This window comes from Gordonia jinhuaensis (assembly GCF_014639795.1).
In the GTDB taxonomy this organism is placed as follows: Bacteria; Actinomycetota; Actinomycetes; order Mycobacteriales; family Mycobacteriaceae; genus Gordonia_B; species Gordonia_B jinhuaensis.
Genome location: NZ_BMGC01000017.1, coordinates 68,849 through 83,720, shown reverse-complemented (window position 1 = coordinate 83,720; position 14,872 = coordinate 68,849). Strand labels below are relative to the sequence as shown.

The window sequence follows — 14,872 nt, the reverse complement described above, 5'->3', positions numbered from 1 at the left end:
CACGAAGTGCCGGATGCATCACCAGATGAAAACCGACGGCGTGTTCCTCGATGACCAGTACATCGACGCCACCGGCAAAGCCCGACAGGTCTTCTACACCCAGAATGGTGCAACGATCCACGGTTACGCCGAATCCGGCGATGATTTGTTTCCGACCCTGCGGGACATCACCTTCACCGACCCCGAGCCCGACCCGCAACCGCCGAAACACCCACCACCACAACCGAACACAGAATCACCCACCAGACGCCGACCACGCCTGGCAGACACACACGCCCGCCGACGCCAAGAACGAGAACGCAACCGAAAAGCCCTCGAAGGCGAACAGGCGGGGCAAGACCGGCGCGCCATTGACGACCCACCACCCTACTGACGGGTGTGGTGGGCGCCGCCGGACGCCGAGGAACTACGCCTCGACCGCAGCCACAGACTGACGGGCGATCGACAGTTCTTCGTTGGTGGGCACCACCAGAACGGTGATGCCCGAGTCGTCGGTGGTGATCTTGCGAGGCTCCTTGGAGCGCACCGCGTTGCGGTCGGGATCGATCTTGATCCCGAACTGTGCCAGATGCCCCATGGCGTCAGCGCGCACGTCCGAGGCATTCTCGCCCACACCCGCGGTGAACGTGATGACATCGACCCGGCCGAGAGTCAACATGTACGCACCGATGTACTTGCGCAGCCGGTGAATGTAGACGTCGTAGGCGAGCTTGGCATCCTCATCGCCGGCGGCAGCCTTGTTCGACAACTCGCGGAAATCGTTCTCTCCGCACAAACCCTTGAGCCCGGACTGCTTGTTGAGCATCTTGTCGATATCGTCTGACGACATCTTCGCTGCCCGCGCCAGGTGTGTCAGCACACCGGGATCCACATCGCCGGAACGGGTTCCCATCACCAAGCCCTCCATCGGTGTGAGGCCCATCGAGGTCTCCACCGGCGAACCACCGCGGATCGCCGAGATCGATGCACCGTTACCCAAGTGCATGATGATCTGGTTCAGATCGCCGACGTCACGACGAAGGAATTCGGCAACCTTGCCCGACACGTACTGGTGGCTGGTGCCGTGGAACCCGTACCGGCGGATCGAATACTCCTCGGCGATCTCGCGATCGATCGCGTACGTCGACACCTCCTTCGGCAGGTTGTGGAAGAACGCCGTGTCGAAGACACAGACCGACGGAGTATCCGGGAGCAGTTTGCGCATCGCTCGCACGCCGTCGAGTGCGACCGGATTATGCAGCGGCGCAAGGTCGGACAGCTTGTCGATGTCGTTGATGACATCCCCGTCGACCACGGTCGGCTTGTAGAACATCTGCCCGCCGTGCACCACCCTGTGCCCCACTGCGGTCAGCCCGACCGTGGTCAGATCGGTGCCGTTGTCGGCGAACAACGACAGCATCTCCTCGAGCGCTTCCTGATGATCGGCGAGTTTCCGATCACGCGTGATCGACTGACCGTTCTGCTCGTGGGTGATCGACGACGACTCCTCGCCGATGCGCTGAGCGACACCGTCGGCGAACACCTTCTCCGACTCCGGTTCCAGCAGCTGATATTTCAGCGATGACGACCCCGCGTTGAGGACCAGCACCAACGTGGTGGACGAGACGGGATCGGTGGTGGCGATGTCTGCACTCATGGAACTGCTCCGTTCACTTGGGGTCGTCGGATCGGCGGTTATTCTGCGGCGTCGGCCAGCCCTTGCGCCTGAATCGCTGTGATGGCCACCGTGTTCACGATGTCCGACACGAGCGCCCCCCTGGACAGGTCGTTGATCGGCTTGCGCAGACCCTGCAGGACGGGACCGATCGCGATGGCTCCGGCGCTGCGCTGTACCGCCTTGTAGGTGTTGTTGCCGGTGTTGAGGTCGGGGAAGATCAGCACCGTGGCGCGGCCGGCGACCGGTGAATCGGGCATCTTCCCCGCGGCCACCGAGGGGTCGACCGCAGCGTCGTACTGGATCGGACCCTCCACCAGCAGATCGGGAGTGCGCTCATGGACCAGATCGGTTGCCGCACGGACCTTCTCGACATCAGCTCCTGAACCCGACACACCCGTGGAGTAGGAGAGCATCGCTACCCTGGGGTCGATGCCGAACTGTGCGGCAGTGGCCGCCGACGAGATGGCGATGTCGGCGAGTTGTTCGACCGTCGGGTCGGGAACCACAGCGCAGTCTCCGTAGGCGAGCACCTTGTCGGCCAGGCACATGAAGAACACACTCGACACCGTCGACACCCCGGGCACCGTCTTGATGATCTCGAACGCCGGGCGGATGGTGTGCGCAGTGGTGTGCACCGCACCCGAGACCATGCCGTCGGCCATCCCGGTGTGCACCATCATCGTGCCGAAATAGGAGACATCCTTCACGATCGCCTGTGCGCGTTCGTAATCCATACCCTTGTGCCGGCGCAGCTCGGTGTACTCCTTGGCAAACACGTCGAGCTGCGGCGAGGTGGCCGGATCGATCAGTTCCGCGCCCTCGAGCGAGATCCCCAACTCCTGGGCTCGATCGGACACCGCGGCCGGATCGCCGAGGATCGTCAGGTCGGCAACCTTGCGCCGCAACAACATCCCTGCGGCACGCAGAATCCGATCGTCATCACCTTCGGGCAGCACGATCCGTTTGCGGTCGGCACGTGCGCGGGCGATCAGCTGGTACTCGAACATCTGCGGGGTCACCACATCCGGTGCGCGCAGCTGCAACTTGTCGAGCAGGGTCTTGGAGTCGACATGCTCCTCCATGGTCGCCAGCGCCGCGTCGATCTTGCGGGCCGAGTTGACCCCGACCTTGCCGCGGGAGTGCGCGGCCGCGCGGGCGGCCTCATACGTCCCCATATCCGAACAGATCATCGGCAACGACGGCTGCAATCCCTCGATGAGCGAGGCGACCATCGGGTGGGGTTTTAGACCACCGTTGAGGATGATCCCCGAGAGTTTCGGAAAGCCTTGTGCGCCATTGGCCATCACGAGTCCGATCAGCAGGTCTGACCGGTCGGCCGGGGCGATGACGGCAACGCCTTCGGACAGCCGCTCGAGCACATGCTCGATGGTCATGCCGCCGACCATCACCTCGAGCGCCTCACGCGAGAGCAGTTCGGGGTCACCGCTGTAGAGCTCACCGTCGACAGCCTCCATCAGCTCACCCATGGTCGGGGCGATGAGCAGCGGCTCCTCGGGCAGCGCCCACGACTGCAGCCCCGTGCTCGACAGTGCCGCCCGGTACTCCTCCAGCCGATCGACCGGACACCGGTTGGCGATGAGCGCGGCGGTGGTCGCATGCATCGACTCGATCTCGGCCAGACACACCTCGGCCAGCGACAGCACCTCGGCCGGGCTGCGGTCAACGGCCTTGAGAACCAGCAATACCGGAGTGCCGAGGTTCGCGGCGATACGCGCGTTGAACGTCAGCTCCGAGGCGTTGCCCACGTCGGTGTAATCCGAACCCACCACCAGTACCGAATCGCAGCGATCCCGCACGGAGTGGAACCGGTCGACGATCTCGGCGATCGCGGCATCCGGATCGGCGTGGACGGCCTCGTAGGTGACGCCGATGCAGTCGTCGTAGTCCAGATCGACCGAATCGTGTTCCATGAGCAGTTCGAGGATGTAGTCGCGTTCACCGGCCGCCGCCCGCGAGATCGGGCGGAAGACGCCGACCCGCCCGCCGGTCGCGGTCAACAGATGCAGGACGCCGAGCGCCACCGTCGACTTGCCGGTGTCACCCTCCGGGGAGGCGATGTAGATACTGCTCGACGTCTCATGCTCGGCCATGGCACAAGCCTAGTGCGCGCCGAGGCGGGATCGGTCGGGGAGCAGCACTCCCGGACCGATCCCGCCCGTCGATCACCGATGCCGGTCATCCGGCACACGATCAGCTCGTCAGCGTGTAGACCGTGCTGTTGCCGACCGTCGTCGCGGTGTAGTGCGCGGCGACCCACTTCTGGATCTCACTCGCGGTGGAGGTGCCGCCACCGGGACCGCCTCGCGAACCGCTGCTGATGTAGTAGCCGATCTTGCCGTCCTTCACGTAGGTGATGAACTGCGACAGCGTGGGTGCCGGATCGCTCGACCAGCCGCCGATCGCCATGATCGACTTGCCGGTGGCGATCTCCAGCGAGGCCGCCGACTGCGAGCCGTTGACCGCCGCCGCCCACGTGGCCGACGATCCCTGCAGCAGCGCGGTCAGCTGCGAGTCGCTCTGCCCGCCCATGCCGGGCGCCCCCATACCGGAACCGCCCATACCGGATCCGCCGGTGCCGCCACGGTTCGCCGCGGTACCTGACGGCGCCGAACCCGTCCGTGCGCCATCGGTTCCGCCCGCCGGCCGGCCACCGCCCGGCCCGCCCATGCCGCCACCGGACATCGAGGTGTGCACGGCGGTGGGGATCGAACCGGTGTGTGCGGTATTCGCCGTCGCGACCCCGAAGATCGCGGTACCGGTCAACCCGGTCAGCGTCCCGACGATGACCGCCGCGGCCACTGCCTTGCGCACGCCGAGCATGCCGGCGGCGAGGATCACGACCACGCTGAGGACCCCAAGCGCGCCGATCAGCCAGCGCACCCACACCGGGCCGTAGTCGTTGCGGTCGAGCAGCACGATCGCCCAGATCACCGCCGCGCCGATCATCAGCGACATCCCGATGCGACCGTCAGCGTGATCGCGTCGCCGCCAGGCGAACAGTCCGCCGAGCCCGACCATCGCGGCGATCGCCGGGGCCAGCGCGACCGTGTAATAGGGGTGGATGGTCCCGCTCATATAGCTGAACACGAATCCGGTGACGATCAGCCAGCTCCCCCACACGACCACCGACGCGGCCTCGAGGCGGTTCACCCCGCCGGTGTAGTTCTTCCACACCATCGACCGGATCGAGATGTAGACGCCGAAGGCGATCGCGATCAGCGCGGTCGGGAGCAGCCACGAGATCTCGTTGCCCATCTCCGAGGAGAACAGCCGGTCCAGGCCGGTCGAGCCGCCGAAGCTGCCGCCCGCGCCGCCCATTCCGCCGCCACCGCCATTACCCTCGCCACCGTTGATGCGACCGAGCCCGTTGTAGCCGAACACCAGGTTCATGAACGAGTTGTCGGTCGAGCCGCCGATGTAGGGGCGTGCCGATGCCGGGACGATCATCGTGACCACCACGAACCAGCCCGACGACACCACCAACGCGACCGCCGCGCCGACCACCTGCAGGATCCGCCGGCGCCACCCGTTATTCGCGAACAGCAGGTAGGCCAGCGCGAACCCGGGCAGTACGAGGAAGCCCTGCAGCATCTTGGTGAGGAAGGCGAAACCCAGCGCCACACCCACCAGCGCCAGCCAGCGCCCGGAATTGGTCGCGATGGCGCGTACCAGGCAGTAGGCCGCAACGGTCATCAGCAGCACGAGCAGCGCGTCGGGGTTGTTGAACCGGAACATCATCGCCGCGGCCGGGGTGAGCGCGAGGACCACACCAGCGAGCAGACCTGCCACCGCACCCTGGCGCGGATCGGTCACCGCACGCCGGATCGCGCTGTAGACCAGCCAGACCGAGGCCACACCCATGATCGCCTGGGGTGCCAGCACAGCGAAGGAATTCATCCCGAACACCCGCACCGACAGCCCCGTCACCCACAGTGAGGCCGGCGGTTTGTCCACGGTGATGAACGAGCCCGGGTCGAGTGCACCGAAGAACCACGCGCGCCAGCTCTGCGAGCCGGCCCACGCCGCAGCGGCGTAGAACTCGTTGCCGTAGTTGCTGTCGGTGAGCTTCCAGAGATAGAGCGCCGCCGTCGCGACCAGTAGCGCGATCAGCGCCACCGGTGTCCACCGGGGCGCCGAGGCGCCGCCGGATCGTCGGTCGATGCGAGCATTGTGGCCACCCGAGGGCGGCGTCGTGTCACCTGTGTTTCCACTCGGCGGGTCGCCCTGATGGCGATCGAGCACCGCGGTCATGTGTCCTCCTGACATTCGTGATCGAGGACAACTCTCACGTTCCGGACTGCGCCGACCCTGCGCTGGTGCTGGGAGATTCCTGTGAGCCGCGACGTGCGGCGACGTCGGCGTTCCCGGGTCTGCGGACGTGTCGTGCACCGGGCAGCGTGCGCATCCTGCTGATCGCCACCCCGAGCAGGCACAGCACCCCACCGACGAGACCCACCGGCGTGGGCACCTCCCCCAGCGTCACCCACGAGAGCAGGATCGCGATCGCCGGCACGCTCAGCGTCATCGCGGCGGTGGCGCCGGCGGTACTGCGGCGCAGCACATATGCCCAGGTGGTGAAGGCCAGCGCGGTCGGTCCGAGACCCAGGAAGGCGACCAGTATGAGCTGTCGGGCGCCCGCCTGCGAGACCTCGGCGCCCAGCGACGGCACGGCGAAGGGGATGGTGACCACCAGCCCGGTGAGACACCCCAGCCAGGTGGCCGCGGTGGAGTCGACGGTCCGCAGGGCCACCTTCTGCAGCAGCACACCCGAGGCGTAGAGCACCGCGGCGAGCAGTCCGAGCCCCACCCCGAGCAGGTCGCCGCTGCTGCTGCCGTCGCCCAGCCCGATCACCACCACCCCGGTGAACGCGACGATCATCCCGAGGATCAGCGGCGGGGGGAAGCCCTCGGCGAAGACGACCCCCGCCACCGCGGCGACGAGGATCGGCGCGAAGTTCACCAGCAGCGCAGCGGTCCCGGCGTCGAGGTGGCGCTCGGCCCAGTTGAGCACCATCGTGTAGAAGCCGAACCACAGCGCGCCGTAGGCCAGGACGAGCACCAGGGCTCGACCACGGGGTATCCGCACCCGCACGATCGCGGCCATCACCGACAGTGCGATCGCCCCGACAGCCATCCGGAGAAAGGCCATCACCGCAGGCGAGAAGGCATCCGCGACACCGCGGATCACCACGAACGACGACGCCCACATCAGCACGGTGATCACCGCGGCCGCCACAACTCGTCTGTTCGTCATGCGTTCAGAATCCATGCTTCCGCAATTAAGTACAAGCGAATCTACCTACGGTTTCATTCAGTGCGACTGTATGGTCGAGGCATGGTCGATCTGCATCGCCTCCGGATCCTGCGCGCGCTGATCGCCGCCGGGTCGGTCAACGGCGCGGCGGCCGCGCTGCAGTACACGCCGTCAGCGATCAGCCAGCACATCGCCGCCCTGCAACGCGAGACCGGACTCGTCCTGGTCGAGCGGGTGGGTCGCGGGGTGGTGCCCACGCCGGCCGCACACACCCTCGCCGCGGCCGGCGACGAGGTGTTCGACCGTGTCGCCGAACTCGACCGGGTGGTCGCCGATCTGCGCGATGCACGCCGAACCCGCTGCAGCGTGCGCTATTTCGCCTCGGCCGGCGGTGCGTGGATCCCACCGATCATCGCCGACGTGGTCCGCACCCATCCCGAGGTGTCACTCGACCTGATCCTCGACGAACTCCACCCGCTCGCGCCGGGCGAACCGGGCCCCGACATCGACATCACCGTGACCACTGCCATGGACCAACCCACCGGACATCCCGGCGATCCCTATGACGTCCACCCGTTGCTGGTGGACCCGTATGTGGCCGTGGTGCACAGGGATTCGCCACTGGCCCAACGAGAGTCGATCCGCGTGGCCGAGCTGGCCGAGGTCGTGCTGGTCGACAACGACGCCGCCCGCGGACCCTGCCGTCAGGGTCTGCTCAACGCCTGCACCGCAGCGGGCTTCACCCCCGAATTCGCCATCGAGACACACGATTACGCCAGCGGCATGTCCGTCGTCGCCGAGGGTGTGGGGGTGACCATCGTGCCGAGGCTGGGTCTGGTGAACGTCCCCGAGGCGGTGGTGGCCATCGAGCTGACCGACCCCACCCCCGAACGGCACATCATCGTCCGCATACGACGCAGCAGCCGCGACAATCCGGTGGTGACAAGGATTCTCGAGCTGCTGCGTGCACGCGTGGCGGTATCCGCCGTGGCGGTCACCCAGAACTAGCCGATGCTGGCGACGCTGAGCTTGCGCAGCCGTGGTTCGAGATCCTTCTGGTAGTTCTCCAGGAACCGCAGCTGGTCGTGGCCGGGCGCATGGAACACCAGGTGATTGAGTCCGGCGTCGGTGTATGCCTTGACCTGCTCGACGGCGTCGTCGGGGTCGGATGCCACGATCCACCGCTTGGCCACCTGCTCGATCGGGATCTCGTCGGCCAATCGCTCCATCTCCGAGGACGAGTTGACGCTGTTCTTCTGGTCGGGCGTCAGTGACAGCGGCGCCCAGAATCGCGTGTTCTCCAGTGCCAGTTGAGGATCGGGATCATAGGAGATCTTGATCTCGATCATCTTGTCGATGTCGTCGACGTCGCGTTCGGCCTTGGCCGCACCCTCGGCGACCGCGGGCAGCAGCTTGTCGGTGTAGAGCTCCATCCCCTTGCCCGAGGTGCAGATGAAACCGTCGCCCGCCCGGCCGGCGTACCGCGCGACCACCGGACCACCGGCGGCCACGTACACCGGCACCGGCTTGTCGGGGATGTCGTACATGTAGGCGCCCTGCGTGTGATACCACTGCCCGTCGAAGGTGACCTCCTCGCCGGTCCACAGCTCACGCATCAGCGCGATCGCCTCCCGAAGGCGGGCGAACCGCTCCTTGAAATCGGGCCACTCGCCCTGGAATCCGGTGGCGTACTCGTTGAGCGCCTCACCGGTGCCCACGCCCAGCATGATCCGATCGGGATACATACACGCCATCGACGCGAAGGCCTGGGCGATCACCGCCGGGTTGTAGCGGAAGGTCGGGGTGAGCACCGATGTGCCGATCTGCACCCGCTGGGTGCGCTCACCGACCGCCGCCATCCAGGTGAGCGAGAAGGGCGCGTGTCCGCCGTTGTGACGCCACGGCTGGAAGTGGTCGCTCACGGCGACCGAATCCATGCCGTGCTCCTCGGCCGCCACCGCGATCTCGACCAGTTCACGAGGTGCGAACTGCTCCGCGGACGCCTTGTAACCGAGCTTCAATTCCTGTGCCACCACGGGCTCCTTCGACTTCGGTGCGACAACAACGCTTTCCCCTCACGGTAGTCACGCACCCCGCTCATACGTCGCGAACGCACCCCACCGCCCTTCGCGAGCAGGGAAACGGCCGGAAAACTGCAGGTGAACGCCGCCATCCCGCCGATCCCGCCCCGAATCGGTGGTCCTAGGCTGGCCCGGTCAGCCGACCGATCAGGGTCGACGGCATCACCACTGAACGGCATCACCGCAGAAGGCATCACCACCGAAAGGCACACCATGCGTCGATTGATCGCCACCACGTCCCTGGCATGCGCGCTGGCCGTGTCGGCGACCGCGGCACCGGCCCTGCTCGCGCAGGCGTCGGCGGCTCCCGTCTCGTCGGCGCCGGTCTCCTCGGCCGCACCGACAGCAACTGCCACCCCGCGGGCCGTCGAGCTCGCCGGGACGTCCAACACGCGCACCTTCGGCAACTACCGCACCACCAGCGGGCAGGGCATCCGCAACCTGGTGATCCGCAGCGACCAGCTTTCCGCGATCACCCCCGCCGATGCGCGCACGCTCCACACGCTCGGAGTCACCGAGATCCTCGACTTCCGCACGGCCATCGAACGCGGCCTGCAGCCCGACCGCGCCGTGCCCGGCGCTCGCAACATCTCGCTGGATGTGCTCGGCGGTGGCGGCGTCGATCTGTCGAGCCTGCTGCAGTCAGTCGACATGAACGCCTCCTATCGCAGCTTCGTGACCAGCGCCTCGGCACGTGCAGCCTTCGGCGCGGCGCTCCGCCACATCGAGGCCCAGGCCGGGCAGAGACATACGGTGCTCTACCACTGCACCGCCGGAAAGGACCGCACCGGCTGGATGTCGGCGGTGCTGCTGACCATCCTCGGCGTGGACAGCCACACCGTCGAAGCCGACTACCTGGCGAGCAACACCTTCCGCCACACCAGCGCGAACGGGTCGATCGACGGTGTCGACGTGTCGTGGCTGCGGTCGTCGTTCGCCGCCGTCGACCAGAGGTTCGGCAGCTTCGACAACTATGTGCACACCGGCCTGGGGCTGACGACCACCGACGTCAACCGGCTCAAGGCCGAACTGCTCATCCCGCGCCGCTGAGCAGGGCAGGGTTGCGCCCTGAGCGGTAGTACGCGACAACGGTTGTCCTCAACCGCACTCGAGGTCCTAGCGTTGTATGCATGAGCATGGAATCCGTCGCGTGGGGCCAGATGTACCGCTCGATGAACGCACCCAAGAGCGGTCCGCGCGGTGAACGCGGGTCGATCCTGCGCAGGATGGCCCGCTTCGCCCGTCCCTACCGGGGCCGGATCGCGGTGTTCCTGGTGGCCAGCGTCGCGGCCGCAGTCCTCACGGTCCTGACGCCGCTGCTGGCCGGGCGGGTGGTCAACGCGATCACCGAGGGCAGGGCGGCGGGCGTGGTGGTCACGCTCGCCGTCATCATCGCGGTGATCGCAGTCGCCGACGCGGGCCTGGACATGCTCACCCGATGGCTGTCGTCGTCGATCGGCGAGGGCCTGATCTACGACCTGCGACGCGCGGTGTTCGACCATGTGCAACGCATGCCGGTCGCATTCTTCACCCGCACCCGAACGGGCGCACTGGTCAGCCGCCTCAACAACGACGTGATCGGCGCGCAGCGCGCGTTCAGCGACACCCTGGCCGGAGTGGTGTCCAACATCGTCACGCTGGCACTGACCCTGGTCGCGATGTTCTGGCTCAGCTGGCAGGTCACCCTGCTGGCACTGATCCTGCTGCCGGTGTTCGTCCTGCCCGCCCGCCGCATGAGCCGGCGGATGGGTGCGCTGAGCCGCGAGGCCGCCGAGTACAACGCGCAGATGTCCACTCAGATGACCGAACGGTTCTCGGCGCCGGGCGCCACGTTGATCAAACTGTTCGGGCGACCGGAGTCGGAGTCGCGTGACTTCGCCGCGCGAGCGGTCAACGTTCGCGACATCGGCGTGCGTCGCAGCATGGCGCAGGGCTACTTCGTGACCGCGCTGACACTGGTGTCCTCACTCGCACTGGCGCTGGTCTACGGGCTCGGCGGCTTCCTGGCCGTGCACCACCATCTCAATGCGGGCGCGGTCGTCGCATTGGCACTGCTGCTGACCCGGATGTACGCGCCGCTGACCGCGCTGGCCAATGCGCGGGTCGAGATCACCTCGGCGATGGTCAGTTTCGAGCGTGTCTTCGAGATCCTCGACCTCACCCCGCTCATCGACGACGCCCCCGATGCACGCACGGCGCCCAGCGGCGCGGCCGGTATGGAATTCGATCACGTGTCGTTCGCCTACCCGTCAGCCGACAAGGTCTCGCTGGCGTCGCTGGAGGAGGTCGCCACACTCGACACGCGCGGCGGCGAGCAGGTGATCCACGACGTGTCGTTTCGCGTCGAGCCCGGGAAGATGGTGGCGCTGGTCGGCAGCTCCGGCGCCGGCAAGTCGACCATCGCGCAACTGGCCACACGGCTCTACGATGTGGATTCCGGATCGATCATGCTCGGCGACACCGATATTCGCCAGATCACCGGCGAATCATTGCATCGCACAGTCGGTTTGGTGACCCAGGACGGACATCTGTTCCACGACACGGTCCGCGGCAATCTCACCCTCGCCGCACCGGAGGCCACCGATACCCAGATCTGGGATGCGCTGGGCAGGGCACGCCTGGACGAGCTGGTCGGCTCGCTGCCCGACGGACTCGACACCGTGGTCGGCGAACGCGGCTACCGGCTCTCGGGAGGTGAACGCCAGCGTCTGACGATCGCGCGACTTCTGCTGGCCTCGCCGTCGGTGGTGATCCTCGACGAGGCGACCGCACATCTGGACTCCACCTCCGAGGCCGCGGTGCAGGAGGCACTCGCCGAGGCACTCGCCGGTCGCACCTCGATCGTGATCGCGCATCGACTCTCGACCATCCGCGCCGCCGACGAGATCCTGGTGATCGAGGATGGACGGGTGGCCGAGCGCGGCTCCCATCTGACCCTGCTGGCTGCCGACGGCCGCTACGCGCAGCTCTATCGCACCCAGTTCGCCGACGAACGGCCCGTCGCCGCGACCGCCGACTGCAGCTGCAGGTGACTGGCCCGACCTGACGTCACCGGCGCGCCTCAGTCCTCGGCGCTGGTCGAATTCGCCTTCTGCACCAGCTCGAGTGCCGCGGGCAGCGAGAGCCCCTTGTCGACGCGGCGCAGCGTGCGCACCTGAGCGGCGTCTCCGACGATCGGCGCGATCACCTCGCGTACTTCCTCGACGGTCCAGTCGCGCGGTTTGGGCCGCGGCTTGAGTTCGTTGAACAGTACGAAGACATTGAGCGCGATGAGGATCGCCCCGAAGATCATCCACGGCCAGCGACCCTCGTCAGCCCACCGCACCATGAAATACGCGACGCAGGCGATGATCAGGACCGCCCCCGCGCAGGTCATGACCTTCGACATGCTCGACACCGTGCTTCTCACGGCCGCAAGTGTAGCGGCCATGACAGTGCCGACCGGCCGACCTCGTGCGGCTGTGCCCGGCTGTGCCCAGCGGAAGACTCGGCGGAAGCCTCAGCGGAAGGCGTCGTATCCGGTCAGCGCCTTGCCGATGGTCAGCTGATGCATCTCGCTGGTGCCCTCGTAGGTGAGCACCGACTCGAGGTTGTTGGCGTGGCGGATCACCGGGTATTCGAGGGTGATGCCGTTGGCGCCCAGCAGAGTCCGGCAGGTGCGTGCGATTGCGATGGACTCGCGCACGTTGTTGAGCTTGCCGAGGCTGATCTGTTCGGGCCGCACCCCCGGTCCGCCGGAATGTGCGGAATCCTTGAGCTTGCCCAGGTGAACGGCCAGCAGATAGCCCTTGGCCCATTCCAGCGACATGTCGGCGATCTTGGTCTGGGTGATCTGGAACCCGGCCAGCGAACGGTCGAACACCTCGCGGTCGGCGGTGTAGTCCAGCGCGGTCTCCAGACAGTCACGCGCGGCGCCGAGTGCCCCGAACACGATGCCGTAGCGCGCCTCGTTGAGGCAGCTCAGCGGTCCGCGCAGGCCGGCGACCTCCGGCAGCATCGCATCGGCGGGCAGGCGGACCCCGTCGAGCACCAGCTCGGCGGTCACCGATGCCCGCAGCGACATCTTGTGTTTGATCTCGGGCGCACTGAACCCCGGGGTGTCGGTGGGCACCACGAATCCGCGGATGCCGCGGGCGCCTTCCTCCAGGTCGGTCTTGGCCCACACCACCGCGACATCGGCGACCGAGCCGTTGGTGATCCACATCTTGGTGCCGTTGAGCACCCAGTCGTCGCCGTCGCGTTTGGCGAAGGTCCGCATCCCCGCCGGATTCGACCCGAAGTCCGGCTCGGTCAGACCGAAGCAGCCGATCGCCTCGCCGGCGGCCATCTTCGGCAGCCACTGCGTCTTGTGCTCTTCGGAACCGAAGGCGTGGATGGCGAACATCGCCAGCGATCCCTGCACCGAGACGAAACTGCGCAGACCGCTGTCGACGGCCTCGAGCTCCAGACAGGCCAACCCGTAGCTGGTCGCCGACATGCCGGCGCAGCCGTACCCGTGCAGATGCATACCCAAGACGCCCAGTTCACCGAGTTCGGCGGCAAGCTCACGTACGGGCAGCGCGCCGTCCTCGAACCACTGCGCGATGTGCGGACGAAGCCGTTTGTCGCCGAAGGCGCGAACGGCCGCGGCGATCTCGGCGTCGTCGGCGGACACGGTGTGTGCCACGCCGACCAGCTCGTCGAGCGACTGCTTCTTACCCGGCTTGTTCTGTGAGGTTGACGCCATGACAGAACTGTCTCACGAACTCAGCCCGCGCGACCACGGACCGCCGGATCCGAGTCGTCACTCTTGGCCGCGCGGATCGACTCGCGGACGAACTCCGCGGTGAGCTCGATGGCCTCCCCTGATTCGGGATGGCGACCGGCGAATGCCGGGAAGGCGTGCACCTGCCAACTGAAACTGTGCAGCGTCGCCTCGGCCCCGGCGGCGTCGAGATCCTCGACCAGCGCGACCATGTCGGGTTCGAGCATCTCATTCTCGGCGCTGAACAGCAGCGTGGGCGGGAAGATCTCGGCGGGCAGGTCGTTGATCCGGCGCACCCCCGACATCGGCAACGGCCCCCTGTCGAACTCCGGTGCGAGCACCTTCATCTTCGATTTCGGCAGGTAGGCGTCGCTGCGGCTGCTGCGGTCGGGGTTGTCGGCGAGGTCGAGATCGAGCAGCGGCGAGTACCCGATGAGGGCCGTCGGCGTGCGGAGTCCCCGCTCGGCGGCGGCCTCGACGATCTTGGCGGCGAGGAAGCCACCGGCGGAGTCACCGGCCACCACGACGTGACGGAAACCACGGTCGTTGACCAGTTCCGCGTAGGCCTCGACGGCATCGATTACCGAGGTGCCCACACCCGCCTCGGGCAGCTGCCGGTAGGCCAGCGAGTACACCGGTAGCCCGACGCGGCGGGACAGATGGGTGGCGACGGTGCGGTGGGTGGCCAGGCCGCCGGCAACGAAGGCGCCCCCGTGCATGTAGAGCACGGCGGCATCGCTGTCACGGTTGGACGGACCGGTGGGAACCGCCAGTTCAACCGGCCTGTTGGCCAGTTCCATCTGCTCGAGGACCACCCCGTCGGGGCGCGGTCCGAGTGCGACGACGGCGTCGATGTAGCGCAGCGCGTGCAGACCGGGGCCATTGATGGGCCAGAGTGTGAGCAGCGGCTTCAGCACGAGCCGGGAGGCCATCCACAGCGGATAGGAACTCAGGCTCGGATGTCGGTGGGAGATGACCGGCACGGTTGTTCACCCTCCTTCGTGGGGGTACTTCTGGCGCCGAACCTACCGCAATCGCGGCATGCCGGAGCAGGCAGATGCTCTCCGCGGCCCATCCCTGAGACACTGTGTGCGACCAGTTCCGCCCATGCCAGC

11 protein-coding genes and 1 pseudogene are annotated in these 14,872 nt (G+C 67.0%); 4 read left to right on the top strand and 8 right to left on the bottom strand.

Going from position 1 to position 14,872, the window contains the following annotated elements:
* Positions 1–373, top strand: a pseudogene (locus tag IEW22_RS12480) (hypothetical protein); the annotation flags it as partial.
* A 33-nt stretch (positions 374–406) separates the two neighbouring features.
* On the opposite strand, the gene IEW22_RS12475 reads toward IEW22_RS12480, so the two are convergent.
* The 4 genes from IEW22_RS12475 to IEW22_RS12460 form a co-directional block, all read right to left on the bottom strand.
* A complete protein-coding gene (locus IEW22_RS12475; RefSeq protein ID WP_188586933.1) occupies positions 407–1,636 on the bottom strand; it encodes an acetate kinase in 1,230 nt (409 codons plus the stop codon).
* Between the two features lie 38 nt (positions 1,637–1,674).
* Positions 1,675–3,768, bottom strand: a complete 2,094-nt coding sequence (pta, locus tag IEW22_RS12470; protein WP_188586932.1) for a phosphate acetyltransferase — start codon at positions 3,766–3,768, stop codon at positions 1,675–1,677.
* Between the two features lie 100 nt (positions 3,769–3,868).
* Positions 3,869–5,929: an ArnT family glycosyltransferase gene (locus IEW22_RS12465; RefSeq protein ID WP_188586931.1), complete on the bottom strand. Its 2,061-nt coding sequence runs from the start codon at positions 5,927–5,929 to the stop codon at positions 3,869–3,871.
* 34 nt (positions 5,930–5,963) lie between these two features.
* Positions 5,964–6,932 (bottom strand): DMT family transporter, encoded by a 969-nt coding sequence (locus tag IEW22_RS12460; RefSeq protein WP_229742573.1) that lies wholly within the window; start codon positions 6,930–6,932, stop codon positions 5,964–5,966.
* Between the two features lie 81 nt (positions 6,933–7,013).
* Between IEW22_RS12460 and IEW22_RS12455 the strand changes: the two genes are divergently transcribed.
* Entirely contained in the window at positions 7,014–7,940 is a 927-nt protein-coding gene (locus IEW22_RS12455) for a LysR family transcriptional regulator (RefSeq protein WP_188586929.1), read from the top strand.
* Here IEW22_RS12455 and fgd read toward each other — a convergent pair.
* Positions 7,937–8,965 (bottom strand): glucose-6-phosphate dehydrogenase (coenzyme-F420), encoded by a 1,029-nt coding sequence (gene fgd / locus IEW22_RS12450; RefSeq protein ID WP_188586928.1) that lies wholly within the window; start codon positions 8,963–8,965, stop codon positions 7,937–7,939. The genes IEW22_RS12455 and fgd overlap by 4 nt on opposite strands.
* Before the next feature lie 261 nt (positions 8,966–9,226).
* Between fgd and IEW22_RS12445 the strand changes: the two genes are divergently transcribed.
* Complete coding sequence (locus tag IEW22_RS12445; RefSeq protein ID WP_188586927.1) at positions 9,227–10,063, top strand: tyrosine-protein phosphatase; 837 nt, start codon at positions 9,227–9,229, stop codon at positions 10,061–10,063.
* A gap of 80 nt (positions 10,064–10,143) precedes the next feature.
* Positions 10,144–12,045, top strand: a complete 1,902-nt coding sequence (locus IEW22_RS12440) for an ABC transporter ATP-binding protein (protein ID WP_188586926.1) — start codon at positions 10,144–10,146, stop codon at positions 12,043–12,045.
* Positions 12,046–12,074: 29 nt separating this feature from the next.
* Here IEW22_RS12440 and IEW22_RS12435 read toward each other — a convergent pair whose 3' ends face one another.
* The 3 genes from IEW22_RS12435 to IEW22_RS12425 all read right to left on the bottom strand — a co-directional run bounded on the left by IEW22_RS12435 (position 12,075) and on the right by IEW22_RS12425 (position 14,740).
* Positions 12,075–12,422 carry a hypothetical protein gene (locus IEW22_RS12435; RefSeq protein ID WP_188586925.1) on the bottom strand — a complete coding sequence of 116 codons (348 nt, stop codon included), beginning with the start codon at positions 12,420–12,422 and terminating at the stop codon, positions 12,075–12,077.
* A 90-nt stretch (positions 12,423–12,512) separates the two neighbouring features.
* Entirely contained in the window at positions 12,513–13,739 is a 1,227-nt protein-coding gene (locus tag IEW22_RS12430) for an acyl-CoA dehydrogenase family protein (protein WP_188586924.1), read from the bottom strand.
* A gap of 20 nt (positions 13,740–13,759) precedes the next feature.
* Complete coding sequence (locus tag IEW22_RS12425; RefSeq protein WP_188586923.1) at positions 13,760–14,740, bottom strand: alpha/beta hydrolase; 981 nt, start codon at positions 14,738–14,740, stop codon at positions 13,760–13,762.
* Positions 14,741–14,872: the final 132 nt, after the last annotated feature.

Coding starts and splice junctions, on each gene's coding strand:
- IEW22_RS12465 (WP_188586931.1), bottom strand. CDS start 5,929: ATGACCGCGGTGCTCGATCGCCATCAGGGCGACCCGCCGAGTGGAAAC.
- pta (WP_188586932.1), bottom strand. CDS start 3,768: ATGGCCGAGCATGAGACGTCGAGCAGTATCTACATCGCCTCCCCGGAG.
- IEW22_RS12430 (WP_188586924.1), bottom strand. CDS start 13,739: ATGGCGTCAACCTCACAGAACAAGCCGGGTAAGAAGCAGTCGCTCGAC.
- IEW22_RS12455 (WP_188586929.1), top strand. CDS start 7,014: ATGGTCGATCTGCATCGCCTCCGGATCCTGCGCGCGCTGATCGCCGCC.
- IEW22_RS12440 (WP_188586926.1), top strand. CDS start 10,144: ATGAGCATGGAATCCGTCGCGTGGGGCCAGATGTACCGCTCGATGAAC.
- IEW22_RS12445 (WP_188586927.1), top strand. CDS start 9,227: ATGCGTCGATTGATCGCCACCACGTCCCTGGCATGCGCGCTGGCCGTG.
- IEW22_RS12460 (WP_229742573.1), bottom strand. CDS start 6,932: ATGACGAACAGACGAGTTGTGGCGGCCGCGGTGATCACCGTGCTGATG.
- IEW22_RS12475 (WP_188586933.1), bottom strand. CDS start 1,636: ATGAGTGCAGACATCGCCACCACCGATCCCGTCTCGTCCACCACGTTG.